28 protein-coding genes are annotated in these 25239 nt (G+C 68.7%); 25 read left to right on the top strand and 3 right to left on the bottom strand.

Going from position 1 to position 25239, the window contains the following annotated elements; all coding sequences use genetic code 11:
• Position 1 precedes the first annotated feature (1 nt).
• The 16 genes from HT102_RS03280 to HT102_RS03205 all read left to right on the top strand — a co-directional run bounded on the left by HT102_RS03280 (position 2) and on the right by HT102_RS03205 (position 14000).
• Positions 2–1081, top strand: coding sequence for an amidohydrolase family protein (locus HT102_RS03280; RefSeq protein WP_192037937.1), 1080 nt, complete (start codon positions 2–4; stop codon positions 1079–1081).
• A complete protein-coding gene (locus tag HT102_RS03275) occupies positions 1078–2115 on the top strand; it encodes a CPBP family intramembrane glutamic endopeptidase (protein WP_192037936.1) in 1038 nt (345 codons plus the stop codon). The genes HT102_RS03280 and HT102_RS03275 overlap by 4 nt, the downstream gene beginning before the upstream one ends.
• Before the next feature lie 225 nt (positions 2116–2340).
• A complete protein-coding gene (rpsP, locus tag HT102_RS03270) occupies positions 2341–2772 on the top strand; it encodes a 30S ribosomal protein S16 (protein ID WP_192037935.1) in 432 nt (143 codons plus the stop codon).
• Positions 2769–3011 carry an RNA-binding protein gene (locus HT102_RS03265; RefSeq protein ID WP_192037934.1) on the top strand — a complete coding sequence of 81 codons (243 nt, stop codon included), beginning with the start codon at positions 2769–2771 and terminating at the stop codon, positions 3009–3011. The genes rpsP and HT102_RS03265 overlap by 4 nt, the downstream gene beginning before the upstream one ends.
• A gap of 10 nt (positions 3012–3021) precedes the next feature.
• Positions 3022–3540 carry a ribosome maturation factor RimM gene (gene rimM / locus HT102_RS03260; RefSeq protein WP_192037933.1) on the top strand — a complete coding sequence of 173 codons (519 nt, stop codon included), beginning with the start codon at positions 3022–3024 and terminating at the stop codon, positions 3538–3540.
• A gap of 8 nt (positions 3541–3548) precedes the next feature.
• Positions 3549–4295, top strand: coding sequence for a tRNA (guanosine(37)-N1)-methyltransferase TrmD (trmD, locus tag HT102_RS03255; RefSeq protein WP_192037932.1), 747 nt, complete (start codon positions 3549–3551; stop codon positions 4293–4295).
• 27 nt (positions 4296–4322) lie between these two features.
• Positions 4323–6713, top strand: coding sequence for a Tex family protein (locus tag HT102_RS03250; RefSeq protein ID WP_192037931.1), 2391 nt, complete (start codon positions 4323–4325; stop codon positions 6711–6713).
• A 177-nt stretch (positions 6714–6890) separates the two neighbouring features.
• Positions 6891–7232: a 50S ribosomal protein L19 gene (gene rplS / locus HT102_RS03245; RefSeq protein WP_192037930.1), complete on the top strand. Its 342-nt coding sequence runs from the start codon at positions 6891–6893 to the stop codon at positions 7230–7232.
• A gap of 43 nt (positions 7233–7275) precedes the next feature.
• Positions 7276–8106 (top strand): signal peptidase I, encoded by an 831-nt coding sequence (gene lepB, locus HT102_RS03240; protein ID WP_192037929.1) that lies wholly within the window; start codon positions 7276–7278, stop codon positions 8104–8106.
• Positions 8107–8119: 13 nt separating this feature from the next.
• A complete protein-coding gene (locus tag HT102_RS03235; protein WP_192037928.1) occupies positions 8120–8809 on the top strand; it encodes a ribonuclease HII in 690 nt (229 codons plus the stop codon).
• 76 nt (positions 8810–8885) lie between these two features.
• The gene (locus HT102_RS03230) at positions 8886–9209 is read left to right on the top strand and encodes a DUF2469 domain-containing protein (RefSeq protein WP_149359976.1); all 324 of its coding nucleotides are present in this window, start codon (positions 8886–8888) and stop codon (positions 9207–9209) included.
• An 8-nt stretch (positions 9210–9217) separates the two neighbouring features.
• The gene (locus HT102_RS03225; RefSeq protein WP_192037927.1) at positions 9218–9385 is read left to right on the top strand and encodes a hypothetical protein; all 168 of its coding nucleotides are present in this window, start codon (positions 9218–9220) and stop codon (positions 9383–9385) included.
• 234 nt (positions 9386–9619) lie between these two features.
• Entirely contained in the window at positions 9620–10105 is a 486-nt protein-coding gene (locus tag HT102_RS03220; protein ID WP_192037926.1) for a YraN family protein, read from the top strand.
• Positions 10105–11622, top strand: a complete 1518-nt coding sequence (locus tag HT102_RS03215; protein ID WP_192037925.1) for a YifB family Mg chelatase-like AAA ATPase — start codon at positions 10105–10107, stop codon at positions 11620–11622. The genes HT102_RS03220 and HT102_RS03215 overlap by 1 nt, the downstream gene beginning before the upstream one ends.
• An 11-nt stretch (positions 11623–11633) precedes the next feature.
• Positions 11634–12851: a DNA-processing protein DprA gene (dprA, locus tag HT102_RS03210; RefSeq protein ID WP_192037924.1), complete on the top strand. Its 1218-nt coding sequence runs from the start codon at positions 11634–11636 to the stop codon at positions 12849–12851.
• 75 nt (positions 12852–12926) lie between these two features.
• The gene (locus HT102_RS03205; RefSeq protein WP_192037923.1) at positions 12927–14000 is read left to right on the top strand and encodes a tyrosine recombinase XerC; all 1074 of its coding nucleotides are present in this window, start codon (positions 12927–12929) and stop codon (positions 13998–14000) included.
• Between the two features lie 17 nt (positions 14001–14017).
• Here the strand turns inward: HT102_RS03205 and HT102_RS03200 are convergent, their stop codons facing one another.
• Positions 14018–14614 (bottom strand): M23 family metallopeptidase, encoded by a 597-nt coding sequence (locus HT102_RS03200; protein WP_192037922.1) that lies wholly within the window; start codon positions 14612–14614, stop codon positions 14018–14020.
• Between the two features lie 451 nt (positions 14615–15065).
• Between HT102_RS03200 and rpsB the strand changes: the two genes are divergently transcribed.
• The 6 genes from rpsB (at position 15066) to HT102_RS03170 (ending at position 20185) form a co-directional block, all read left to right on the top strand.
• A complete protein-coding gene (rpsB, locus tag HT102_RS03195; protein WP_192037921.1) occupies positions 15066–15974 on the top strand; it encodes a 30S ribosomal protein S2 in 909 nt (302 codons plus the stop codon).
• Positions 15975–16079: 105 nt separating this feature from the next.
• Positions 16080–16904, top strand: a complete 825-nt coding sequence (tsf, locus tag HT102_RS03190) for a translation elongation factor Ts (RefSeq protein ID WP_192037920.1) — start codon at positions 16080–16082, stop codon at positions 16902–16904.
• Positions 16905–17038: 134 nt separating this feature from the next.
• The gene (gene pyrH, locus HT102_RS03185) at positions 17039–17770 is read left to right on the top strand and encodes a UMP kinase (RefSeq protein ID WP_192037919.1); all 732 of its coding nucleotides are present in this window, start codon (positions 17039–17041) and stop codon (positions 17768–17770) included.
• Between the two features lie 127 nt (positions 17771–17897).
• A complete protein-coding gene (frr, locus tag HT102_RS03180) occupies positions 17898–18455 on the top strand; it encodes a ribosome recycling factor (protein ID WP_192037918.1) in 558 nt (185 codons plus the stop codon).
• Between the two features lie 82 nt (positions 18456–18537).
• Positions 18538–19419 (top strand): phosphatidate cytidylyltransferase, encoded by an 882-nt coding sequence (locus tag HT102_RS03175; RefSeq protein WP_192038041.1) that lies wholly within the window; start codon positions 18538–18540, stop codon positions 19417–19419.
• Positions 19420–19450: 31 nt separating this feature from the next.
• Complete coding sequence (locus HT102_RS03170) at positions 19451–20185, top strand: class I SAM-dependent methyltransferase (protein WP_192037917.1); 735 nt, start codon at positions 19451–19453, stop codon at positions 20183–20185.
• Positions 20186–20239: 54 nt separating this feature from the next.
• Here HT102_RS03170 and HT102_RS03165 read toward each other — a convergent pair whose 3' ends face one another.
• A complete protein-coding gene (locus HT102_RS03165) occupies positions 20240–20725 on the bottom strand; it encodes a LapA family protein (protein WP_192037916.1) in 486 nt (161 codons plus the stop codon).
• A gap of 77 nt (positions 20726–20802) precedes the next feature.
• Here HT102_RS03165 and rlmN point away from each other — a divergent pair, with 77 nt between their 5' ends.
• Positions 20803–21912, top strand: coding sequence for a 23S rRNA (adenine(2503)-C(2))-methyltransferase RlmN (rlmN, locus tag HT102_RS03160; RefSeq protein WP_192037915.1), 1110 nt, complete (start codon positions 20803–20805; stop codon positions 21910–21912).
• A gap of 330 nt (positions 21913–22242) precedes the next feature.
• On the opposite strand, the gene HT102_RS03155 is transcribed toward rlmN, so the two are convergent.
• A complete protein-coding gene (locus tag HT102_RS03155) occupies positions 22243–22518 on the bottom strand; it encodes a DUF2631 domain-containing protein (protein ID WP_192037914.1) in 276 nt (91 codons plus the stop codon).
• Positions 22519–22704: 186 nt separating this feature from the next.
• Between HT102_RS03155 and dxr the strand changes: the two genes are divergently transcribed.
• Positions 22705–23874 (top strand): 1-deoxy-D-xylulose-5-phosphate reductoisomerase, encoded by a 1170-nt coding sequence (gene dxr, locus HT102_RS03150; protein ID WP_192037913.1) that lies wholly within the window; start codon positions 22705–22707, stop codon positions 23872–23874.
• A complete protein-coding gene (locus HT102_RS03145) occupies positions 23871–25124 on the top strand; it encodes a M50 family metallopeptidase (protein ID WP_192037912.1) in 1254 nt (417 codons plus the stop codon). The genes dxr and HT102_RS03145 overlap by 4 nt, the downstream gene beginning before the upstream one ends.
• Positions 25125–25239 lie beyond the last annotated feature (115 nt).

Here is a 25239-nt window from a genome sequence, read left to right as displayed (position 1 = left end):
CGTGGGAGCGCTGCACCTGAACGGAATCACGCTGCCCGACGAGCAGACCACTGACCTGTGGATAGTGGATGGCAAATGGGTGCGCGAACCCGTGCCGAAGGCCACCACCATCGTGTCCGGCGGCTGGATCACCCCGGGGCTCGTCGACGCGCACTGCCACATCGGGATCCGGTTCGGTGGGGGCCACGAGTCCCCTGACGGAGCCCGCGAGCAAGCCAGTGTCGAGGCACGGGCCGGTGTGCTGCTCGCGCGCGACGCCGGATCGCCCGTGCCCACGCGCTTCCTCGACGAGGAGGACGCGATGCCGCGCATCATCCGCGCGGGGCGGCACATCGCCGCGCCCAAGCGGTACATCCGTGACCTCGGCATCGATGTCGAGGACGAGAAGGACCTGCCTGACGAGGTGCGTCGGCAGGCCCGCGCGGGCGACGGGTGGGTCAAGCTGGTCGGCGACTGGATAGACCGGGACGCCGGCGACCTCGCGCCCCTCTGGAGCCGAGAGATCCTGCGCGAGGCCATCGCGGCCGCGCACGACGAGGGTGCTCGTGTCACCGCGCATGTCTTCGGCGAGGACGCGCTGCCCGATCTGCTCGACGCCGGGATCGACTGCATCGAGCACGGCACCGGGTTGACCGCGACCACCATCGACCAGATGGCGCGCGACGGGGTCGCCCTCGTCCCGACCTTGGTCAACATCGACAACTTCCCCAGCATCGCCGACAGTGCTTCCCGCTTCCCGCTCTACGCGGCACACATGCGCGACCTGCACGAGCGGGCCGGGCAGGCAGTGCGCGACGCTGTCGAGGCCGGCGTGCCCGTCTACACCGGTACTGACGCCGGCGGCATGGTCGAGCACGGGCGCATCGCCGACGAGATCGACAAGCTCCGCGAGCACGCCATGACGACCGACCAGGCGGTCGCTGCAGCGAGCTGGTCCGCGCGGGACTGGCTGGGCGCCGACACCGCGTACAGCGCGGGGGAGCGCGCCGACGCTGTCGTCTACCTCGAGGATCCGCGATCCAGGCCACAGGTGCTGCGCCATCCCGTCCGCATCCTCTGCGCGGGCACCGTGGTGGCATGAGCGAGCCGGGCGAGGGCGACATAGGGGGCGACATAGGGGGCGAGAATCCCCGCGACGAGGGCCCCAGAAACGAGGGCCCCAGAAACGAGGGAGGGCCGGGCAACGGCTCCCGCGACGCCCCCGGCCCCCGCCCGATCCCGAAGGACTGGTGGTATCCCACCAGCATCGATCGGCCCGCCCAGTCGGCGCACGGCAGCGCCGATCCCCAGGAGCTCTGGCAGAGGCAACCCATCCAGCCCCGGCCCCTCGGCGCGCCCCGGCCCGCCGTGCCCACCGGCCAGCCCGGGCGCTGGAAGCGCGCGGAGGAGTCGCGCGCGCGGCGCATGCCCGGCCAGCGCTGGGGGATGGGCGCCGCGATCCTCGTTCTCGCCGCCAACCTCGCGGGGTTCGCGGTCGCTGCGCTGATCGTTGATCCCGCCAGCCCGCTGCTGGTGATCGCGGTGATCGTCCCCACCTTGCTGGCAGCCCTGCTGGGCATAGGGATCACCTGGGCGCGCGGCAACGGGCCCTGGATCGACCTCGGCCTGCCGCGGTCGCTGCGCGAGGCGGGCGCGCAGGCTGGCGTGGGCCTCGTGCTCGGCGCGGCAGCGGTGCTCGGGGGGCTGCTGCTCGCGCTTGCCTTGTTCGGGCTCAGCGATGACATCCCTACAGGGCCGCTGCAGGAGCTCGCGGACCAGACGCTCGGGTGGCGGATCGCTCTCGCGATGTGGATCTGGATCGGAGCCCCGATCGTCGAGGAGGTCATCTTCCGCGGCATCGTGTGGGGGGCGCTGGAGAAGCAGCGCAATGCCACCCGGTGGCGCTGGCTGGCCCATGCCGCGAGCGGGAACATCAGCATCCTGGTGCTCACGGCTGTGCTGTTCGCGGCCTGGCACGCGGAGCCCTGGCGGCTGGGGATCCTGCTCTTCGCGGGCCTGGTGTTCGGCGTCGCGCGGCTCTACACCGGCGGGGTGCTCGCGCCGATGGTGGCCCACAGCGTCAACAACACGCTGCCCGCGCTGAGCGTCCTGTTCCTCCCGGTGATCATGCCGTGAGCGGAATTACCACATGCGCTCCGATATCTGGCACAATTGTGCGCTGTTCCCCATGGCTCAATGACGTTGTCGGTCTCCGTTGCGGGTCTGCCCTCCCAGCGCGACGCTGGAGCGCGGGCCGAAGCGGGCCAGTGCCGTGCGGGACCACGAAACCGCAAAACCGGGTGCACCGACCAGGCGCATCGCTGAATTGCACCGTGATCATCATGAAGGAGAGCTACTAGCGTGGCTGTTAAGATCCGACTCCAGCGGCTCGGCAAGATCCGCAACCCCCAGTACCGCATCATCGTTGCTGACTCGCGCACTCGTCGCGATGGCCGCGCGATCGAGACGATCGGGAAGTACCACCCCAAGGAAGAGCCCAGCCTCATCGACGTGAAGTCCGATCGGGCCCAGTACTGGCTCGGCGTTGGCGCTCTCCCCACCGAGCCTGTGCTCGCGATCCTGAAGATCACCGGTGACTGGCAGAAGTTCAAGGGCCTCCCCGGCACCGAGGGCACCCTCCGCACCGCCAAGCCCAAGCCCACCAAGCTCGAGGTCTTCCAGGCCGCGCTCGCTGAGGCTGATGGCGAAGCTCCCGCGCCGGTGAAGGCCTCGAAGAAGGCCGCTGCCGAGGCGACCCCTGCCGCGCCGGCTGATGAGGCCGCGCAGAAGTGAGCTCCGTCCTTGTTGACGCCGTCGAGCACCTCGTCCGTGGCATTGTTGCCCAGCCGGACGAGGTGCGCGTCGGTTTGATCACCAACCGTCGAGGCCGCACCATCGAGGTCCATGTCCATCCCGATGACCTGGGCAAGGTGATCGGCCGGAATGGTCGCACGGCCACTGCGCTCCGTACGCTCGTCTCGGGCGTTGGCGGGCGGGGCATCCGCGTTGACGTCGTCGATACCGACAACTGACCGCGCTGCTATGGAACTGGTCATCGGTCGTGTCGCGAAGTCCCACGGCGTGCACGGCGAGCTCGTCGTCGAGGTGCGCACCGACGCGCCCGAGGACCGTTTCATCCCGGGCATCGAGCTGCGCGGGCGGCGGGATCGCGAGCGAGCGACTCGCCCGTACGTGATCGAGGCCGTGCGCGCGCACTCGGGCCGGCTCCTCGTGAGGCTCGAGGGCATCCGGGATCGCGATGCGGCCGATGAGCTGCGCGGAACGTTGTTCGTCATCGACAGCGCGGACATCCCTCCCTCAGAGGACGATTCCTACTACGATCACGAGCTCGAGGGGCTGCGAGCATTTCTCGTCGGCAGCGGCGAGGAGCTCGGAACCGTCCGCGAGGTCCTGCACACCGCCGCCGGCGAGCTGCTCGCGATCACCACCACGGAGGGCAAGGAAGTGCTTGTTCCCTTCGTGACCGAGATCGTGCCTGGCATCGACCTCGACGCGGGACGCATCAGCGTCGCGCCGCCCGATGGACTGCTGGAGCTCTGAGCGCTCGCGTGCGCCTCGACGTCATTACCATCTTCCCCGAGTATCTGGGTCCGCTGCGTGAATCGCTGCTCGGCAAGGCGCGGTCGCGGGGCATCATCGATATCGGCATACACGACCTGCGCGACTGGACGAGCGATGTGCACAAGTCGGTGGACGACTCGCCCTACGGGGGTGGTCCCGGCATGGTCATGAAGCCGACGGTCTGGGGACCGGCCCTCGATGCCGTGTGCCCCGATGATGCCTTGCTCGTCTTCCCCACCCCGGCCGGAGAACCGTTCACCCAGCACACGGCCGAGCGGTGGTCCCGCGAGCCACGCATCGTTTTCGCGTGCGGCCGCTACGAGGGCATCGATCAGCGCGTCATCGACGATGCTCGCGGCCGCGCGCGCGTCGAGGAGGTCTCGCTCGGCGACTACATCCTCATCGGTGGCGAGGTCGCGGTCCTCGTGATGGTCGAGGCCGTCGCGAGGCTCCTGCCCGGCGTGCTCGGCAACCAGCAGTCCCACCGGGAGGATTCGTTCTCCGACGGGCTGCTCGAAGGCCCCAGCTACACCCGCCCTGCGTCCTGGCGAGGCCTCGATGTGCCACCGATCCTGATGTCCGGGGACCACGCGCGCGTGGCGTCCTGGAAGCGGCAGCAATCCTTGCGCCTCACCGCGCAGCGCCGGCCCGAGCTGCTTGCTTCCGCCGAGCTGTCCGCCGCGGACCAGCAGTTCCTCGACACGCTCGCGACCGAGGCGCCTCGCGCTGAATGAACCGCCGGCGAGCACCGCGCCGCAGCAATGTCGGAGCAAGCAGGTAATCTGCCCGCCGTGAAACAAGCTGTGAAGCCCGTGCCCGAACGTATCGCGGAGGAACTTGGCATCGCCGTCTGGCAGGCCGCCGCCGCGATCTCGCTCCTTGACGACGGCGCCACCGTCCCCTTCGTGGCGCGCTACCGCAAGGAGGCGACGGGTGGTCTCGACGATGCCCAGTTGCGCGAGCTCGATGAGCGCAGGCACTATCTCCGCGAGCTCGACCAGCGGCGCGAGGCCATTCTCGAGTCGATCTCCGCGCAGGGCAAGCTCACCGAGGACCTCGCCACCCAGATCCACGAGGCGCGCACCAAGGCACGGCTCGAGGACATCTACCTGCCGTACAAGACCAAGCGTCGCACCAAGGCCCAGATCGCGCGCGAGGCAGGGCTCGAGCCGCTCGCCACGTCACTGCTCGACGACCCGCGCCACGACCCCCATGCCCTCGCCGAGCGGTATGTGGACCCGGACCGCGATGTCGCCGACGCTGCCGCTGCCCTCGAAGGCGCCCGGGCAATCCTCATCGAGCAGATCTCCGAGGACGCCGACCTCGTCGGGGAGATCCGCGAGCTCATGTGGAGCCAGGGGAGGGTCACCGCGACGGGCAAGCCCGGACAGGATGCGGCCGCCTCCAAGTTCGCCGACTACTTCGACTTCTCCGAGCCGTTCCGCACGCTGCCCTCGCACCGCGTGCTTGCCCTGCTCCGCGGCGAGAAGGAGGGCGCTATCGCCCTCACCATCGATCCGCATCCGGCTGATCCGGAAGATCCCCGCGCAAGGACGGTCTACGAGAACCGGATCGCGGCACGCGCGGGCATCGCTGATCAGGGACGGCCAGCGGACCGCTGGCTCGCCGATACGGTCCGCTGGGCCTGGCGCACCAAGCTATACGTCAGCACGAGCATCGATATCCGCAATCGCCTCCGCCACGCCGCCGAGCAGGACGCGGTCGAGGTCTTCGGCCAGAACGTTCGTGACCTTCTGCTTGCTGCTCCGGCCGGCGCGCGCGCCACCATGGGCCTTGATCCTGCCTATCGCACGGGGGTCAAGGTGGCGATCATCGACCCGACGGGCAAGGTCCTCGAGACCACCGCCATCTATCCGCACAAGCCACAGGGGCAGTGGGAGCAAGCCCTGCAGGCGCTCTCCGCGCTGGTCGCGCGACACGGCGTCGACCTCATCGCCATCGGCAACGGCACTGCCTCGCGCGAGACCGACACCCTCGCCGCCGAGCTGATCGCGCGCGTGCCCGGCTCCAAGCCCACCAAGATCGTTGTGTCCGAGGCCGGGGCCTCCGTCTACTCGGCCTCCGCCTACGCCACCCGAGAGCTCCCCGAGCTCGATGTCTCGCTGCGCGGCGCGGTCTCGATCGCTCGTCGGTTGCAGGATCCGCTCGCCGAGCTCGTCAAGATCGATCCCAAGTCCATTGGCGTGGGCCAGTACCAGCACGACGTGTCCGAGACGCTTCTTGCCCGCTCGCTCGACGCCGTCGTCGAGGACGCCGTCAATGCCGTTGGTGTCGACGTCAACACAGCATCCGTGCCGCTGCTCGCGCGCGTTTCTGGCATCACCCCGGCGCTCGCCGAGAACATCGTCGCGCACCGTGATGAGCACGGCGCCTTCCGGAGCCGCTCCGCTCTCCGAGACGTGACCCGGCTCGGCCCCAAGGCCTATGAGCAGTGCGCGGGCTTCCTCCGGATCACCGGCGGTGACGACCCGCTCGATTCCAGCGCCGTGCACCCCGAGGCATACCCAGTCGTGCGGCGCATCGTCGCGAGCAGCGGCACCGCGATCGGAAGCCTGCTGGGCAATTCCCGGATCCTCTCGTCCTTGCGGCCGGAGGACTTTGTCGATGATTCCTTTGGCATCCCCACCATCACCGATATTCTCGCCGAGCTCGAGAAGCCCGGCCGTGACCCGCGCCCCGAGTTCAAGGCCGCCAGGTTCGCCGAGGGAGTCAATACCGTCTCCGATCTCAAGCCCGGGATGGTGCTCGAGGGCACCGTGACGAACGTAGCTGCCTTCGGAGCCTTCGTTGACATTGGCGTGCACCAGGACGGCCTCGTCCACGTCTCCGCGATGTCCAGCTCGTTCGTCTCCGACCCGCGATCGATCGTGCGCTCCGGCGACCTCGTGCGAGTCAAGGTCACCAGCGTGGACGTGCCGCGCAACCGGATCAGCCTCACCCTGCGGCTCGACGACGATCTCCCGGTCGGCGGCGATGCAGCCCAAGGGGAGAGCTCCAGGCCACCTCGGCGCGAGGGTCGCAGGCCGACGGCCAGCAGCAAGCAACCGAAGGCAGGCCGCAGCCCGGCGCCGCCCGCTGGAGGATCCCTCGCTGACGCCCTGCGCAAGGCGGGATACACCGGGCGCAACTGAACGGGGGCCGGGTGGCACCCGTCCGGTTTTCCAACCTGTATGTCGTTCTGGCATGATTGCGGGGTTGCCCGTCGCATGCCGCGACGCGCGACCATGACCCAGGGGCACGAACCAGACGAGCCCGAGCGCCACTCGGTTCCTCTGCCCGTCACGCGAATACGCGAGGAATAACACACTATGAACACGCTGGACTCACTCGACGCCAAGTCGATGCGCGATGACATCCCTGCCTTCCGCGCCGGCGACACCCTGGAAGTGCACGTCAAGGTCATCGAAGGATCGAAGGAACGCGTCCAGGTCTTCAAGGGCGTCGTCATCCGTCGCTCCGGAGGCGGCATCCGCGAGACCTTCACCGTCCGCAAGGTGTCGTTCGGCGTAGGCGTGGAGCGCACCTTCCCCGTCCACAGCCCCAACATCGCCAAGATCGACGTCGCGACCCGCGGTGCCGTGCGTCGCGCGAAGCTCTACTACCTGCGCGACCTCCGTGGCAAGGCTGCCAAGATCAAGGAGAAGCGCTGAGAGTCGTCCGCTCCGGGGGCGTGCGCATCGCTAGGCTGGTCGCGTGACCGACCCGCGCCCGCACGGCCCCGGCAGTGACGCCTCCGCGTCCCGCAGCAGCGACAACGATGATCGGCAGGATTTCGTGAGCAAGAAGGAAGACGCCCCCAAGAAGGAAAGCTCCTTCTGGAGGGAACTACCGATCCTGCTGGTCATCGCTCTCGCGCTGAGCTTCGTCATCCAGACCTTCGTCGCTCGCGTTTATGTGATCCCCTCGGAATCCATGGAGCCGACCCTGCATGGATGCCCCGGCTGCACCGGCGACCGCATCCTAGTGGAGAAGATCACCTATCGGTTCGCCAATCCCCGCCCCGGCGACGTCCTGGTCTTCCGCGGCACCGGGCCCTGGGCCGAGGGCTTCATCTCCACACGATCGGACAACGTCGTCGTGCGCGGCCTCCAGGAAGCCGGTTCCGCGATAGGGGTCGTCCCGCCTGACGAGAACGACCTGGTCAAGCGAGTCATCGCCACCGGCGGCCAGACCGTCGCCTGCTGCGACGACGAGGGCGACGTGACCGTGGACGGCCAGCCGATCGACGAGCCCTATGTGGTGTCGGACTTCCCGTTCGAGCCCGGCGTGCTGGACTGCGGATCGTCGCCGGAATCGCGGCGCTGCTTCCCCGCGGTAGCTGTCCCCGACGATCACCTTTGGATGATGGGCGACAACCGCAACAACTCCAAGGACTCGCGCTGGTACATCGGCAGCGAGACCGACGGCGCGATTCCCGAGGACACGGTCATCGGCCAGGCACGCTGGATAATCCTCCCGCCCTCGCGATGGGGCGGCATCAGCGCTCCCGAGATCCAGCCCGCGGCGATGGCATCGACACGGTGAACCAGGACGCCTGATGGCTGCATGGCCTCCTCGCGCCATCGTCCGGCGGGACACCGGCAACCGCGCGCTCGAGGGTGCCTTGCGCCGCAGGCTCGGCCCGGTGGCGGGCGTGGACGAAGCGGGTCGCGGCGCCTCCGCGGGCCCCCTCGTCATCGCGGCCTGCGTCCTGCCAGGGCGCGCCCACACCAGGCTTCCTGGACTCGACGATTCGAAGGTCCTCAGCGAGAGGACCCGCGAGCGCCTGTTCCCGCGGATACTCGACATCGCCTTGAGCGCGCACGTCGTCACCATCGCGCCGCGCGAGATCGACGAGCGGGGCGTGCATGTATGCAACATCGAGGGGATGCGGCGCGCCGCGATGGGACTGGATCCGGCGCCGGGCTATGTGCTGACCGATGGCTTCCCGGTCCCTGGCATCCCCTGGCCATCCCTCGCGGTCATCAGCGGCGATGCGAGCGCGGCATGCATCGCGGCAGCGAGCGTGCTCGCGAAGGTCACTCGGGATCGGCTCATGGCCGAGATGGACAAGCATTACCCGGGGTATGGCTTCGCCCGCCACAAGGGGTACTCCACCGCGAGCCACATGGCGGAGATCGTGGCTCGCGGTGTGACGCCACTCCACAGGATGTCCTACGCCAACGTCGCCGAGGCTTCCCGTATGTTTAGGGCTCGCCACGCGCACGCCGCTGCGAGGCACGCATGACGAGGCTCCCCGAGCACGATGGATCGAGCAGCCGCGAACGACCCAGCAGACGCAATAGAGAAGGAGGACCCACGTCATGAGCGCAGAGGATCTCGAGAAGTACGACACCGAGATGGAACTGACGCTGTACCGCGAGTATCGCGACGTGGTGGGCCAGTTTGCCTATGTGGTCGAGACCGAGCGGCGCTTCTACCTCGCCAACGCCGTGGAGCTGATCCCGCGCAACGCCGAGGGCGAGGTCTACTTCGAGGTGCGCATGACCGATGCCTGGGTGTGGGACATGTATCGCCCGGCGCGATTCGTCAGCCACGTCCGCGTATTCACGTTCAAGGATGTCAACATCGAGGAACTCGAGAAGCCCGAGATCAACCTGCCGCCGGGCGGCGGGCACTTCAGCTAGGGGGAAGCATGCGCATCCACCGACGAATCCTCGGCCTCATCGACCTCGATGTCGTGGCTGGGGAGAAGCTCCGCCCCAGCGTCATCAGCATCAACTGGGCCAGGCCCGGATCCTCCCGCGATGGCGGCGAACCGGAGCGACCGCGCCACGGCACCGCACCGGGAGCTGATGGCTGAGGCGCGGGAGCACCGGCACCTGCGGTGATCGGGGCTGGGCGAGAGGCAGGAGGCCCCCGCCGATCGATAGCAGGCAACTCCGACAACAATCCCGCTTCCTGGCGGGCTTATCCACAATTCCGGCATTTCCACAGCACCCTCGTGCCCGAGCACGAGAACCTGCCCCATGCGGGCACAGTGACAGCGGCGCAACGCCACTGCCCCTGAACCCCCCCGCATACGCAGGACGGATCCATGCCTCGACAGACCCATCCCAGCCCGGCCACCGCTGGCGCGAATCCCATTGACCGACGGCGAGCCACAGGCGGTTCCTCGCCGAGCGAGCGATCGCATGAGGACGCCGACAGCGCTCGGCGCGCCGGAGCCCGTGCCCTCGGCAGCGCGGGGGAGGACCTCGCCGCCGAGTACCTCACGCGGCATGGCTATCGGGTCATTGCCCGCAACTGGCACTGCCAGCACGGAGAGCTCGATCTCATCTGCCTCGACCCCGCCGGGACACTCGTCATGGTCGAGGTCAAGACCCGCGCCAGCGACCTGCATTGCCACCCGTGCGAGACAGTCACCCCGATCAAGGCACGGCGCATGCGCGAGAGCGCCCTGCACTGGATCGCCGCGCACGAGTGGCGAGCGCGAGCAATCCGCTTCGACATCATTGGCATCATCGCGCGCCCGGGAGCTTCCACGCTTCCCGCCATCACGCACCTCGAGGACGTGTGCTGATGCCCATCGGACGCGCCCACACCGTCGCGATGACAGGGCTCGACGGCCGATTGGTGGAGATCGAGGCTGACATCGGCAGGGGACTGCCAGGCATGCATATCGTCGGGCTTCCCGACACCACGCTCAACGAAGCCCGGGATCGTGTTCGCGCCGCGCTCCACAACTCGGGGCACCGCTGGCCCGTGGGGCGCACAACCCTCGCCCTCTCGCCCGCCGACCTGCCCAAGATCGGATCCCACTACGACCTCGGCCTTGCCTGCGCCATCCTCGCCTCCGCATCGATCATCCCCGCCACCCCGGCGTGGCACCGGACAGCGGTCATCGGCGAGCTTGCCCTCGACGGTCGCATCCGGCCCGTGCGGGGCGTGCTGCCCGCAGTGACCACCGCGCGCTCGAGCGACTGCGACGCCGTCATCGTGCCGAGCAGCAGCCTCGACGAGGCAGCCCTCGTCCCCGGCATCACCGTGCGCGGCGCGAAGTCCCTCAACGAGGTGATCAGCTGGTGCAACGGCGACGACATCCTGCAGCGTCCCGGCGCGCCCGCCAACCCGCCACCGCCCCAGTACCCAGACCTCGCTGATGTCGCCGGGCAGGACGACGCCCGCTTCGCCGTCGAGGTAGCCGCAGCCGGCGCTCACCCCTTGCTGCTGCAAGGAGCCCCGGGAACCGGAAAGACCATGCTCGCCCATCGACTGCCTGGGATCCTTCCCCCGCTCGAGCCCGAGGAGGCACTGGAAGTCACGGCCATCCACTCGCTCCTTGGCGAGATCCCTGCCGGGGGCACGCTGGTGGGCAGCCCGCCGTTCGTGGCTCCTCATCACACCGCCACCGCGGCCTCGCTCATCGGAGGGGGCGCTGGCATCGCCCGGCCCGGCGCGGTCAGCCGGGCCCATCGTGGGGTGCTATTCCTGGACGAATGCGCGGAGCTCCCGCCCCGGGTGCTCGACACGCTCCGTACTCCGCTCGAGGAGGGCGAGGTGCGGATCAGTCGCCGCGGAGGGGTCGCCCGCTATCCAGCCCGGTTCCTGCTCGTGCTCGCTGCCAACCCTTGCGCGTGCGCGCCCCGCTATGAGGCGGACTGCACCTGCACGCCCACGACCTTGCGACGCTATCGCTCCCGATTGTCCGGCCCGCTGCTCGATCGCATCGACCTCGGCGCCAGGATGTGGCCGGTCCCGACAGGTCACCGCAGCCGGAGCCAGGAACCGCCCGAGTCCTCGCACCAGGTGCGGCAACGCGTGCAAGCAGCACGCGCCGCCGCGCGGCAACGATGGAAGCACCTCGGATGCGCCACGAACAGCGAAGTGCCTGGTCCCGCGCTGCGCGCGCACGCCGCGCCAGGCCCGCAGGCCCTAGCCAGCCTCGATACCGCGATGCGACATGGCCTGCTCAGTGCACGTGGAGCGGATCGCGCGCTGCGCGTCGCATGGACCATCGCCGACCTCGAGGGCGCTACCGCTCCATCCCGTGCACACGTCGACCAGGCGCTCGCCTACCGCATCCACCACCTGCGATGAAGGACTCACGCATGCCAACCCCGAGCCTCCCGCCCGCCCCACGCGCGACGATCCTGCCAGCCGCCACCACCACCCGCACCGCCGAACGGTCCTGGGCCTACTTGTCCCGCGTTGCCGAAGGCCCTTGCTGGGCGCTCCACGAACTGATCAGCCTTGTGGGCCCCATCGATGCGGCGCGAGCCCTTCGCGCGGGCAAGCTGCCAGCCGCGCTCGATAAGCCAACGCGCGCCCGCCGGGACACCGACACCTCCGGCGCCGATCTGGAGGCCTTGGCGAGCCACGGCGGAACCCTCCTCACCCCGGATAGCCCGCGATGGCCTGCCTGGCACACGCTCCAGATGCAGAACGAGCCCGCGCAGCGCGATGGCGGTGCCGCGCCTCCCATCGCCCTGTGGATACGTGGCCAGGACGATCTCGACACCCTCCTCGGCCGCGGCATCGCCATCATCGGCACCCGGGCCCCGACGGCATATGGCGAGCATTGCACGCGCGACATCGCGCACGAGCTAGCCGCGCACGGCGCGACCATCGTCTCCGGTGCCGCATACGGCATCGACGGATGCGCCCACCGCGCCGCGCTCGCCGCCCACCAGCCAACGATCGCGGTCCTCGCGTGCGGGATCGATCAGCACTACCCGGCCGGCCACGCCCGGTTGCTGCATGACATCGCCCGGCACGGTGCCATCGTCAGCGAGTACCCGCCAGGAACACGGCCCGCGCGGTTCCGCTTCCTGGCCCGCAACCGGCTCATCGCTGCGTTCGCCGAGCACGTCATCATCACCGAGGCGGGAGCACGCAGCGGGGCTCGCAATACGGCACGCTGGGCACGCTTGTACAACACCCCCGTCCATGCGATGCCCGGGCCCGTCAGCTCGGCGGCGTCGGTGGGTTGCCACGAGATGATCCGGAACGGGGAAGCGACCCTGCTCACGAGGGCTAGCGATATCACCGGCACCCCCATGCTGCCCGTGAACGCCGGATCGTCGTCGCGGGCGCCAGAGGTCGTCCGGCAGACCGACCACCTCACGCCAGAGCAGCTCCGAGTGTTCGACGTGCTGCCCCTCAGGGGCCGCGCCGGCGCCGCCAGGGTCGGCATCGACGCCGGTCTGGATCCGAGGAGCACCAGGGCCGCGCTCGCTGTGCTCGAGATGCACGGGCACGCGCGGTGCCTCGACGGCGAATGGCAACGCGCGAGCCCGCGGAGCGCCACGAGGTCCACGGCACAGTGATGGGCGCCCCGAGGCAATAACGTGCCCGCGTCGCGAACGATTGCCAAGCCACGCGGCAACGGGCACGCTAGCGGCATGCCAGGAGAGCGCGCGCACGGCCCCACCGACACCCGTGACGCCCCCGATCCGCCGCGCCCTGCCCCGCCGGAACCGACCAAGCAGGACCCGACGCCTGTGGGCTTCGTTGTCGTGCTCGAGCAGTTCGCCGAGCATCTTGTCCTGGAGCGCGACCGGTCCGAGCACACTATCCGCGCCTACCTCGCCGACGTGCGCGCGCTCCTCGACCACGCGGCGGCCCGCGGCTGCACCCGCCTGCGCGATATCGACCTCGTCGCGGTCCGCGCGTGGCAGTCCGAGCAGGCAGCCAGCGGCCTGGCCCGTTCCACGCTCGCGCGGCGTGCCTCCTCCATCAAGGCATTCACCGCCTGGGCTGTTAAGAACGGCCACCTCGATGCCGACCCTGCTGCTCGGCTGCAATCCCCGCGCCGCCACCGCGCCCTGCCGCACGTTTTGAGGCAGGACCAGGCGGCCGCAGCGCTGGATCGGCTCGACGCTCATGCCGACCCCCACGCCGAACCCCACGCCGAACCCCACGCCGACAACGCTGCCCACGACGACGACGCCCGGCAGTCGCCGCGCGCGGAGGCGATGCGTCGCCGGGACCGTCTCATCGTCGAGGTCCTCTATTCGACAGGGATTCGCGTCAGCGAGCTGTGCGGCCTCGACATCGAGGACATCGACCAGCGAAGCCGGATCGTGCGTGTCCTGGGCAAGGGCCGCAAGGAGAGAATGGTGCCCTATGGCGGGCCGGCCCAGCGCGCTCTCGATGATTGGCTGCGACTGGGACGGCCCGTGCTCGCGGTGCCACGGTCGGGAAGCGCGCTGCTGCTCGGCGCACGCGGAGGGCGCCTCAATCCGCGGCAGGCCCGCGAGATCGTGCACGCCGTCCTCGCGGATGCAGGCATGCCCAGCCTCGGCCCGCACGGTCTCCGGCATTCCGCCGCCACTCACCTCCTCGAGGGTGGTGCCGACCTGCGGGTCGTCCAGGAGCTCCTCGGCCATGCCAGCCTCTCCACCACCCAGCTCTATACCCAGGTATCGGTCCGGCGCCTGCGAACCGTCCACGATCAGGCCCACCCGAGGGCCTGAGCTGCGCGGACGCCGGGTCAGCCTGCTTCGATGGTGGGCTTCAGCCGGATGGCAACGAGCCCAAGGAGCAGCCGGGGATCGAGGTAGGCCAAGCGGTCCTCGGCGCGGCGTGCTCCCCAATGCAGGCACGCTGCCGCAGGACAGCCCGCGTGCCCGGGCTCCAGGGTCCCGATGAGCGTTCCCGTCGCGACCTCATCGCCCGCGCGGACGGTCGCGGCGATCGGCTGGTAGGTGGTGAGCAGGCCACCCTCGTGGCGGATCGACACCACGCCCGCGTTCGCCACGGTGCCGGCGAACCACACCGTGCCGTGCGATGGAGCGAGGATGCGATCACCGGGAGCCGCTGCGAGGTCGATGCCGCGGTGCCCGGGACCGTAGCGATGCGAGGGCGCCACGAAGGGCGTGGCCATGCGGATCGGCGGATCGAGGGGCCAGGTGAATCCCTCGCGCGCTGCGTAGTCCCTCCGGGCGGGGCTAGCGATGGGGGAACGGTGTTGCGCCGGATCGCCGAGCGCGGGCGCTGCCATCGCGGCGAGCAGCGTGGCCGTGGTCGCGAGAACCGTCGCCCCGCGTCGCCTTGGGGCGCGGCTCGGGCCCGTCGAATGTCCTGCCATGGTGCTCACGATGCCGAGCACTGCGCCATCCCGCTGCGCGGCGGCCGCATCTGTGAATGGTCGCGAATCGATCCACAGGCTCCTCGGCGGCAGGCGCGGCCCATGCTATCCGCGCTGCTCGCGGATGCTGAAGCGGCAGTTGCGTACTTGAGGCCGGCTGGGAGTACACTACATGGCGGTGTGCAATCTGCGCGCCACAATTTCGCGTTCTCGAACGCACCTAGATCCGAGCAGTCGGCCGGAACGCGCGGCTTGTGGTCCTCGCACCACAGCGCGAACACTGGTTGTCCTGCTTGGCACTCCGGGAGCCCGGGCCTCTCGGTCCCGCGCATTGCGCGGGTGGAGGCTCGCGACGAGGACCAGGGCGGTCACCAACCCGGTGCCCGCACAAACCGGAACACGAGAAAAGGAGCGAGGACAACGGGCCTAGTGCCTGTGTCCGTGAATCGCCATGGCTGTTGTAACCATGAAGCAGCTGCTTGACAGCGGCGTGCACTTCGGTCACCAGACCCGTCGGTGGAACCCCAAGATGAAGCGATTCATCTTCACCGACCGGAACGGCATCTACATCATCGATCTGCGCCAGACCCTGACGTACATCGACAAGGCGTACGAGTTCGTCAAGGAGACCGTCGCCCACGGTGGCACCATCCTGTTCGTCGGCACCAAGAAGCAGGCGCAGGAGTCCATCGCGGCGGAGGCCACTCGCGTCGGCATGCCCTACGTGAACCACCGCTGGCTCGGCGGCATGCTCACGAACTTCCAGACCGTCCACAAGCGCCTCCAGCGCCTCAAGGAACTGGAGAGCATGGAGCAGACCGGCGGTTTCGAGGGTCGCACCAAGAAGGAAATCCTCATGCTCACGCGTGAGAAGACCAAGCTGGAGCGCACTCTCGGCGGTATCCGCGACATGGCCAAGGTGCCGAGCGCGGTGTGGATCGTCGACACGAACAAGGAGCACATCGCCGTCGGCGAGGCGCGCAAGCTCAACATCCCCGTGGTGGCGATCCTTGACACCAACTGCGATCCCGATGTCGTTGACTACCCGATCCCGGGCAACGATGACGCGATCCGGTCCGCTGCTCTGCTCACCCGCGTCGTGGCCGCTGCGGCCGCTGACGGCCTCAAGTCCCGCGCCGGAGTGAACACTGGCGCGGAGGAGAAGGCCGAGGGCGAGCCGCTCGCTGACTGGGAGAAGGAGCTCCTCGAGTCCGCTTCGCCCGCGGCCGAGGAAGCTACTGCCGCGGAGGCTCCTGCTGCCGCGGAGGCTCCCGCTGCTGCGGATGCTCCTGCTGCCGCTGAGCCTGCCGCTGCAGAGGCGCCCGCGGAAGCGGCCGCCGACACCACGTCCGACAACTGAGGTGAAGCGCCAGCCGCGGCTACGATCGTGGCTGGCGCTTTCGCTCGGCCAGCACAGCACCACCCGTTGCATCCCGCACACGCACTAGAGGAGGCTCGCCCCACCATGGCGAATTTCACTGCCGCCGACGTCAAGCGGCTTCGTGAGCTCACCGGCTCCGGCATGATGGATTGCAAGAACGCGCTCGCCGATACCGACGGCGACTTCGACAAGGCCGTGGAGATCCTCCGCATCAAGGGCGCCAAGGACGTCGGCAAGCGCGCCGAGCGCGCGACCGCCGAAGGCCTCGTCGCGGCGGCTGGCGGCGCGATGATCGAGCTCAACAGCGAGACCGACTTCGTCGCCAAGAACGCCGACTTCCAGGCTATCGCCGACGAGGTCGTCAAGGCGGCCGCTGAGGCCAAGCCCGCGGACCTCGACGCGCTCAAGGCGGTCGAGGTCAACGGTCGCACCGTCGAGGCCGCCGTGCAGGAACTGGCAGCCAGGATCGGCGAGAAGATCGAGCTGCGCCGGGTCGCCTCGTTCGACGGACAGGTCCAGACCTACCTGCACAAGCGCAGTGGTGATCTGCCCCCCGGCGTTGGCGTGCTCGTTGAGTACACCGGCGAGGGCGACGCTGCCGCTGAGGCAGCCCGCGAGGCCGCGATGCAGGTCGCGGCCCTCAAGGCGAAGTACGTCACGCGCGACGATGTGCCCGCGGACATCGTCGAGAACGAGCGGCGCATCGCCGAGCAGACCGCGAAGGAGGAGGGCAAGCCCGAGCAGGCCCTCCCCAAGATCGTGGAAGGCCGCGTCAACGGCTTCTTCAAGGATGTCGTGCTCACCGAGCAGGCGTACGTGAAGGACAGCAAGAAGTCGGTCAAGGCTCTTCTTGATGAGGCTGGCGCCACCATCACGCGCTTCGTGCGGTTCGAGGTCGGTCAGTCCTGACCCGGGGGTCCCGGAGGTACGATCGACAGCGATGAGGCAAGATATGCGGGGTTGCCGCGTGGGCATGACCACGTGGTGACCCCGCATTCGCGTATGAGGCGACATTCACACACGCACCAGTGACGAGGAGACTCATGGCCGACCAGAATCCCGAAGAGCGCCGCCCCTACAAGCGTGTGCTCATCAAGCTCGGCGGAGAGATGTTCGGGGGCGGACGCATCGGCGTGGATCCCGACGTCGTCCACATGGTTGCCGAGCAGGTCGCCGAGATCGTCAAGACCGGCGTGCAGGTCGCTATCGTCATTGGGGGCGGCAACTTCTTCCGCGGCGCCGAGCTGCAGCAGCGCGGTCTTGATCGGGCCCGGGCCGACTACATGGGCATGCTGGGAACCGTCATGAACTGCCTCGCGCTCCAGGACTTCCTGCAGCAGCAGGGAGTCGATACCCGGGTGCAGACAGCGATCACGATGGGCCAGGTCGCCGAGCCATACATTCCGTTGCGCGCCATCCGGCACCTCGAGAAGGGCCGTGTGGTGATCTTCGGCGCGGGCATGGGCATGCCATACTTCTCCACCGACACGACCGCGGCGCAGCGAGCCCTGGAGATCGGGGCAGAGGTCGTGCTGATGGCCAAGGCCGTCGATGGCGTCTACACCGCCGATCCCAAGGTCGATAGCACCGCGACGATGTTCGATGAGCTGACGCACCGCGAGGCGCTCGAGAAGGGCCTGAAGGTCGCTGATGCGACGGCGTTCAGCCTCTGCATGGACAATGACATGCCGATCATCGTGTTCAACCTGATGCGGCATGGCAATATCGCGCGCGCCGTGGCGGGGGAGCACGTCGGCACCCTGGTCCGGCCCTAGGGGCCCGGGCCCGACAAGCGCGGGGCGCGAGCATGCGCCCCGCCGACCGTGCCCGAGGGGTAAGCGGGCGCGGCGAAGCAGCCGCAGTGCCATAGTTATCAACGAAGTGCTACGAGGAAGGTGTGCCGTGATCGACGAAGCATTGTTCGATGCCGAGGAAAAAATGGAGAAGGCGGTGACCGTCGCGAAGGACGAGCTCGGGTCCATCCGCACTGGTCGTGCCAACCCGTCGATGTTCGCCCGCGTGTCCATCGACTACTATGGCGCCCCCACACCCATCACGCAGCTCGCGAGCATAGCTGTGCCCGAGGCGCGCATGGTGGTCATCAAGCCGTACGAGCAGTCGCAGCTGAACAACATCGAGACCGCGATCCGCAATTCCGATCTCGGCGTCAACCCCACCAATGATGGCAACATCATTCGCGTGTCGATCCCGCAGCTCACCGAGGAGCGGCGCCGCGACCTGTCGAAGCAGGCCCGGTCGAAGGGCGAGGACTCCAAGGTCGCGATCCGCAACGTGCGCCGCAAAGCGATGGAGGAGCTGGGTCGCATCCAGAAGGACGGGGAGGCTGGCGAGGACGAGGTGGCCCGCGCCGAGAAAGAGATCGACAAGTTCACCGCGAAGTACACGACCCAGATCGACGAATTGGTCAAACACAAGGAATCGGAACTTATGGAGGTCTAGCCTCAACCGTGAGTGAATGATCAGTCAAACCGGGCGCACGAGGAGATAAGCAGTGGTCGACGGGCACGAGTCGCACCAGCCAATGGGCGAGCCAGCGGAGCCGGCGACCGCTGACCCCGAGGAGAAGAAGACCTCCAGGGCGGGCCGCAACCTGCCCGCTGCCATCGGTGTGGGGGCGGGCCTGGGCGCCGTCATCGTGGCGGTGCTGCTGCTCGCTCCACGAGGATGGGTCGGCATCGTCGCCGTCGCTGTCGGGCTAGCGATCTGGGAGCTGTACAAGCGGTTGCGCCAGCAAGGCGTGTACCTGCCGCTCATCCCGATGGTCATCGGTGGGCCCGCGACGGTGCTCGCCTCCCTGCCCTTCGGGATCACCGGAGTCTTCACGGGCTTCGCCGTCACCACCGTCACCTGCATGATGTGGTGCCTGCTGCGCAATGGCCTCTCGGGAAAGCCCGAGAACTATGTGTGCGACTCCGCCATCACCTTGTTCGTGGCGACCTGGGTGATCCTCTTCACGAGCGTGGGCGCGCTGCTCGTCCTCACCGAGAAGGGCGCTGGCCCGATCTGGGTCCTGATGATCGGCGTGATCTGCTCGGACGTGGGTGGCTATACCGCGGGTGTGCTGTTCGGCAAGCACCCCATGGTGCCGCGGATCAGCCCGAAGAAGTCCTGGGAGGGCTTCGCGGGCTCGATGATCGCTGGCATCATCGGCAGCATCCTCACCGTCACTTTGATCCTTGGGGAGCATCCGCTCATCGGAGCGCTCATCGGCGCGGCCCTCGTGGTGTTTGGCACGATCGGCGATCTCATCGAGTCACAGTTCAAGCGTGACCTCGGCATCAAGGACATGGGTACCCTCCTGCCCGGTCACGGCGGGCTGATGGACCGGCTCGACTCGCTCGTCGTTGCTGCGGTCGTGCTGTGGGTGTTCGTGATGCTCCTGGGCTATCCGCTGACCGTCTAGCAGCCCAGGGCAGCGGGGGAAGGGCCAGGGCATGCTTCGCGGCGGTCGGCGCAGGGGGACCGTCACGATCCCTAGCCCCAACATCTGGCACTGGCCAGAGATCTATGAGATCGAGAACGCCGCGCAGGACCACGCGGGAGCGCTTGCTGCTGAGCTGCAGCGCCACGCGGGCTGGTCCGGGGCGCACATCGTGGATATCGGGTGTGGAACCGGCTACCACCTGCCGCTGTTCGCCGAGCAGGCGCGCGCCGTCACTGGGATCGAGCCGCACCCGCCTCTCGTTGGTGCGGCCCGCGAGCGTACCGCCGACCTCGGCAACGTCATCGTCCTCCAGGGCCGGGCCGATGCGATCCCGCTGCCTGGATCGAGCGTGGACATCGTGCACGCGCGCACTGCCTACTTCTTCGGACCCGGCTGCGAGCCCGGCATCAGGGAAGCGCTGCGGGTGCTCGTGCCGGGCGGGTGCCTGCTCGTCGTGGACCTCGACGCGACGGCCGGTCACTACGGGGAGTGGATGCGCGCGGACCTGCCCCGGTACGATCCCGTGGCAGTGGAGGCGTTCTTCGAACGCCAGGGTTTCGAGCTCGCGCGCATCGACACCGAGTGGGTTTTCGGCTCGCGGGCGGACCTCGAGGCAGTCCTTGGCATCGAGTTCAGCCCGAGAGTGGCGAGCCGCGCGCGGCAGCAGGTCGTCGGCACATGCCTGCCCGTGCGGTACCGGGTCCATTGCCTCCGCAAGCCGAGGATCGGCAGCGGCGGGGCGTAGCAGGACCGGGCCGCGCCGGGCGGGCACGGCCGTCGAGAGCCAAGGGCGATGCGACTAGTTCATGCCCTTTCGTGCCTGTCGCCGCAACTGCACGATCCTGATGCCGCCGATGGTCGCGGTGATCAGCACGCCGAGGATCGCGGCGCCGAGCAGAGCCACGCCAACCGGCATGTCCATCTGCCACACCAGGATGTGGATGGTCTGCGTCTCGAGGTTCTGCAGGATGAACACCAGCAGGATGATCAGCAGCGCCGCGCCGATGATCAGTGCGGTCCACCACGAGCCTGCGCGGGTATGCGGCAGGTTCTGCTTGGCGTGCTTGCCTTGCTTCTCCGGCTTCCCGTGCTTCCCCGGGGACGGTGCCGAGGCAGCCGTGCTCGATTCGGGAGACGTCGTGGAGGAGGTGCCAGTCGTGCTCGACGTCGTCGCGTCAGGCGAGGCGGACTTGGAGCCGAAGCGGTGCGACGAGGGCTCCGCTGTCGGATCCTTGGAGCTGGAAACGGGTTCCTTCGGTGAGGGGTCCGTGGATTTGGATGCCATGTATTGATCATGGCTGATTTGGTGAACCGGCGCACTAGTTCGGACTTCACGGAGATCCGTGGGACACTGGTGCGGCCATGACTGCGAACATTCCTCTTGTCTTCACCGCGCCCCGCCGCGGGATACCACCGCGCCATTTTGCTGATCTTGATCCCGCCGATCGCAAGTCCGCTGTCACGGAGCTCGGACTGCCAGCCTTCCGGGCGGACCAGATCGCCCGCCACTACTACGGTCGCCTCGATGCTGATCCGCACGCGATGACGGACCTTCCCGCTGCTGCTCGCGCGACCGTAGCCGATGCGCTGTTCCCCCCGCTGCTCGAACCCGTCCGGCACCTGGCGTGCGATCGCGGAGAGACGCGCAAGACCTTGTGGAAGGCCCACGACGGCACCCTCCTCGAGAGCGTGCTCATGCGCTATCGCGATCGTGCCACGGTGTGCATCTCGAGCCAGGCCGGGTGCGGCATGGCCTGCCCGTTCTGCGCCACCGGCCAGGCGGGGCTTGATCGCAACCTCTCCACAGCCGAGATCGTCGACCAGGTCCGGGCCGCCGCGGCCGCGATGCGCGATGGCGAGGTCGGGGGCAGTCCCGGGCGGCTGTCCAACGTCGTGTTCATGGGCATGGGGGGACCGCTGGCGAACTACAAGCGCGTGCTCGCCGCGGTACGACGCATCACTGATCCTGCCCCGCGCGGGCTAGGGCTCTCCCAGCGCAACGTGACGGTCTCCACCGTCGGTCTGGCCCCGGCGATCCGCAAGCTCGCTGACGAGGGCCTCAGTGTCACCCTCGCCGTGTCGCTGCATACGCCGGACGATGAGCTGCGCGACACGCTCGTTCCGGTGAACAACCGCTGGTCGGTGGCCGAGGTGCTCGAAGCGGCCCGGTACTACGCCGACCAGACCGGCCGCCGCGTGTCGATCGAGTACGCCTTGATCCGCGATATCAACGATCAACCGTGGCGCGCGGACCTGCTGGGCAAGAAGCTCCACAAGGCGCTCGGCCAGTTCGTGCATGTCAACGTCATCCCGCTGAACCCGACGCCGGGCAGCAAGTGGGATGCGAGCCCGAAGGCCGCCGAGGCGGAGTTCGTGCGGCGCGTGCAAGCGCAGGGTGTGCCATGCACGGTGCGCGATACCCGCGGCCAGGAGATCGCGGCGGCTTGCGGGCAGCTCGCGGCGGAAGGCTGAAGCAGAGGTCTGGGCTGTTCGCGGCGGCTTGCGGGCAGCTCGCGGCGGCAGGCTGCGCTCTGGGCTGTTCGCCGTGGACGTGGATGGTCCTCGCCACCCAAGGGCATCTCCCGCCACCAATACGCATAGCTGCCACCGACATTTCAGTGGCAGCTATGTGAGATACGTGGGCCCGGCGCGCTTGGGGTGGCAGCTGCCCCTGGGCCCGCCCCTGGGCCCGCGCTACGGCCCGTCCCTGGGCCCGCGCTACGGCCCGCCCCTGGGCCCGCGCTACGGCCCGCACCAGGGCCCGCGCCACGGCCCGCAACTGGGTGCGGGCCACCACATTCTCTAGCGGCGCTTGGCCTTGCGCGAGTCGATGTTGTACTTGATGAGCAGGACGGCGATGGTGACGCCGGTGCCGAGGATGAAGGCATTCTCGATATTGCCCTCGTGGTTGCCGATGAGGTAGGCGAACACCATGATCGTGAAAATCCAGCCCACGGCCTGGAACGCGGCGGGGAACTCGCCGTGCCAGCCCCAGCCCACCGAGGGCTCGTCCTGCGGGTCGATCTTTGATCGCGCGACGGCGCGCTCGAGGCCTGGATCGATTTCTGTGCTGGCCACCGTGGTTCCTCCTGATCGCCTGAACGCTGACGCGGCCCGGGCCTGCCCCGGGTACGCGCGGTTCACTGAGCTTATCGTGACACATCGCGCGCGGGCGCATCCAGGAGGGGTTGCCAGAAGCCGGGCCGGCGCGGCGCGCGGCACCGCGCGGTGCAGGGCCCCGGCGCCATCGGCCACAATGACGGGGTGACCTCACCGACTCGTGTTCTTCTCCTTGGCAGCACTGGCTCGATCGGCACGCAGGCCCTGGAGGTGATCGCGGAGAACCCGGAGCGGTTCGAGGTGGTGGGCCTCGCGGCCGGGGGCGGCAACGTGGACCTGCTGCGGCGGCAGATCGCGGCGACGGGCGTCCCGGGGCATCGCGTCGCGGTGGCGTCAGTGGAGGCTGCGGAGGAGCTCGGCGTCGAGGGGGTGCTGCGCGGGGAGGCCGCGGCCACGGAGCTCGTGGAGTCCGTCGAGGCGGATGTCGTGCTGAACGCGCTAGTGGGCTCCCTGGGGCTGCGGCCGACCCTGGCGGCGCTGGCCACGGGCGCGCGGCTCGCCCTGGCGAACAAGGAATCCCTGGTAGCAGGCGGCTCGCTGGTGCTCGAGGCCGCGGCACCGGGGCAGATCGTGCCGGTGGACTCGGAGCATTCGGCGATGGCGCAGTGCTTGCGGTCGGGAGCGCGCGGCGAGGTGGACCGCATCGTGCTGACCGCGTCGGGCGGGCCGTTCCGCGGATGGCCGGCCGAGCGGCTCGAGCCTGTGACGCCGGAGCAAGCGGGGGCGCATCCGACGTGGTCGATGGGGCCGATGAATACGTTGAACTCGGCGACTCTGGTGAACAAGGGCCTGGAGCTGATCGAGACGCACCTGCTGTTCGGCGTGCCGTACGAGCAGATCGATGTGGTGGTGCATCCGCAGTCGATCGTGCATTCGATGGTGACGTTCGTCGATGGGTCCACGATCGCGCAAGCGAGCCCGCCGAGCATGCGCCTGCCGATCGCGCTGGCGCTGGGGTGGCCGGATCGGGTGGCGGGCGCGGCGCCGCGGCTGGATTTCGCGGAGGCGTCCTCGTGGACCTTCGAGCCGCTGGACGACGCGGTGTTCCCGGCGGTGCGGCTCGCGCGGGAGGCGGGGGTGGCCGGGGGCTGCTCGACGGCGGTGTACAACGCGGCGAACGAGGAGGCTGCTGCGGCGTTCCTCACTGCGGGCCTGCGTTTCCCCCGGATCGTCCGTATCGTTGAGGAGGTGCTCGCGGCCGCAGGCGAATGGTCGGTAGCGCCGTCGACGGTCGAGGATGTGCTCGCCGCGGAGGGCTGGGCCCGTGCCCGTGCCCGTGAGCTCATCGCCCAGGAGGATGAAGCCCGCTCATGATGTTTGCGTTTGGCGTGACCCTGTTCGCGCTCGGCATTGGCTTGTCGATCGCGCTGCACGAGTACGGCCATTTCCTCACCGCCAAGGCTTTCGGCATGAAGGTGCGCCGGTACTTCATCGGCTTCGGCCCGACGCTGTTCTCGTGGCGGCGCGGGGAGACGGAGTATGGGCTCAAGGCGATCCCTGCGGGTGGCTTCTGTGACATCGCGGGGATGACGGCTCTCGATGAGCTGGAGCCGGACGAGCATGAGCGAGCGATGTACAAGCAGGCCACCTGGAAGCGCCTGGTGGTGATGCTGGGCGGCCCGATGGGCAACTTCGTGTTCGGCTTCGTGCTGGTCGTGGTGCTCGCGGTGGGCTGGGGCCTGCCCAACCTGATGCTGTCGTCGAGCGCTGTCGTGGGCGACGTCGGCTGCGTGGCCGCGTCGCAGGAGCCTCCCCGGCAGGACGCGCAGGGCCGCTGGGTGCCCGGCGGTGTCTCGGACTGCGCCGGGACCGGCCCGGCCGAGGAGGCGGGCATCGAGCCGGGCGATCTGATCGTCGCGGTCGATGGGCAGCCCGTAGCGGATTTCGGTGAGCTCGTGCGCCTGGTGCAGCCTGCCGAGGGCGTCATCACGGTGACGGTCGAGCGTGGCGAGGAGCGCCTCGATTTCCCGGTACAGGTGGAGCCCGCGCAGCGCTACGTGATCGAGCCGGGGCAGTCCCTCGAGCAAGCGCGGCCGGAGACGGTCAGCGCCATCGGCGTGGGGGCCGGTCGCTTGGCCCCGCCCGAGCCGCTGGGCGTTCTTCCGGCGGTCCCCGCATCCGTCGCGTTCACCGGCGATATGGCGGTGCTCACGTGGGACGCGATGCTGCGGATCCCCGAGCGCATGCCCGCGGTGGTGCGGTCGATCATGGGGGAGGATCGCGACCCGGACACCCCGATCAGCGTGGTCGGCGCGAGCCGCATCGGTGGGGAGGTCGCGGAGCGCGGCCTGTGGGAAGTGTTCATCCTGCTGCTCGCGAGCCTCAACTTCTTCATCGGGCTGTTCAACCTGCTGCCCTTGCTGCCGCTCGATGGCGGGCACATCGCGGTGACCATCTATGAGTCGATCCGCAACCGCATCCGGCGCATGATGGGCAAGCCCAATGGCGCCCCGGTCGACTACACCAAGTTGTTGCCGATCACGTTCACGGTGATGCTCCTCGGCGGCGCGGTTATGCTGTTGACCATCACCGCCGACATCGTCAACCCGATCAGATTGTTCTAGTGGCACGCCCCGCTGCCACACTGGTGCCACGGCTTCAGGCACCCCAGGGGCGCGAGACGTTGAAGGAAGGTTTGTTGTGACAGGCACGAGCTCGGCCGGAACCACCAATGCGATC

Source organism: Lolliginicoccus lacisalsi, assembly GCF_014841105.1.
Classification (GTDB): Bacteria; Actinomycetota; Actinomycetes; order Mycobacteriales; family Mycobacteriaceae; genus Lolliginicoccus; species Lolliginicoccus lacisalsi.
Note: the sequence above shows the minus strand (reverse complement) of the source record. Positions and strands in the feature narration are given on the sequence as shown.